Here is a 757-nt window from a genome sequence, read left to right as displayed (position 1 = left end):
CGGCCGCGTTCGGCGTCACCGACCCGGATCAGGCGGCCTGGCTGGCGGAACGGCTGCGGCCGCAGCCGCTGCGCACGTTCACCGAACCCACGCGGTTGGGCGGCGCGGTCGGCCGCGTCCCCGGAACGGCCGTGCACTGCCGGCCGCCGACGTACCCGTTCGAGCGGTTCGGGGAGTCCGTCGGGTACGCGACGCGGGCGGTCGACGGACCGCACGACGTGCCGCTCACGGACCCCGAACTGGTCGCCCGCACGCTCCTTGAAGTAGCTTGCCCCGGTGAGTCTTCTCGATGACGTGGCCGAACGCGACGGCTGGCGCTGCTGGGTGTGCGACGAACCGGTCGACCCGGACATGTCGGTGAACGACCCGCGGGGGCCCAGCGTCGACAGCCGGACCGCCGACCGGAAGGCGAAGGTGCCCGAACGGCTCGCGCACCGCGGGTGCAACACGCGCAAGGGCGCGGTCAAGGTCGTCATCGCCTGGCCGGACCGCTTGCACGTGGCCGAACCCGCACCGCTGATCACCGTGGCCGGACGGCTGGAGCGCAAGGGCGGCCGGGAAACGGTCGCCCGGTGCCCGACCGAGCAGGACGCCCGGGAGGCCGCGGACTGGCTGGTGGACCGGTTTTCCCGGCTCCTGCCGGGACTTCCGGTGACCGCCGACGTCCAGCCGGGCGGCGGCCAGTTCCTCGTCGTGCTGGCCGCCGGCCGTCGCTGACCGCGGGGTTCAGGCGGCGCCGCCGGGCTGCCACGGGCCG

At 74.9% G+C, this 757-nt stretch carries 1 protein-coding gene and 1 pseudogene; both read left to right on the top strand.

The window, feature by feature from the left end; translation table 11 throughout:
• A pseudogene (locus G3I65_RS34010) lies at nt 1-293 on the top strand (hypothetical protein); the annotation flags it as partial.
• Complete coding sequence (locus tag G3I65_RS34005) at nt 277-717, top strand: hypothetical protein (protein ID WP_160699730.1); 441 nt, start codon at nt 277-279, stop codon at nt 715-717. The pseudogene G3I65_RS34010 and the gene G3I65_RS34005, both read left to right, overlap by 17 nt.
• Nucleotides 718-757 lie beyond the last annotated feature (40 nt).

Source organism: Amycolatopsis sp. SID8362 (assembly GCF_010550475.1).
Lineage (GTDB): Bacteria > Actinomycetota > Actinomycetes > Mycobacteriales > Pseudonocardiaceae > Amycolatopsis > Amycolatopsis eburnea.
The sequence above is the reverse complement of the archived record's forward strand: the minus strand, read 5'-3'. Positions and strand labels throughout refer to the sequence as shown.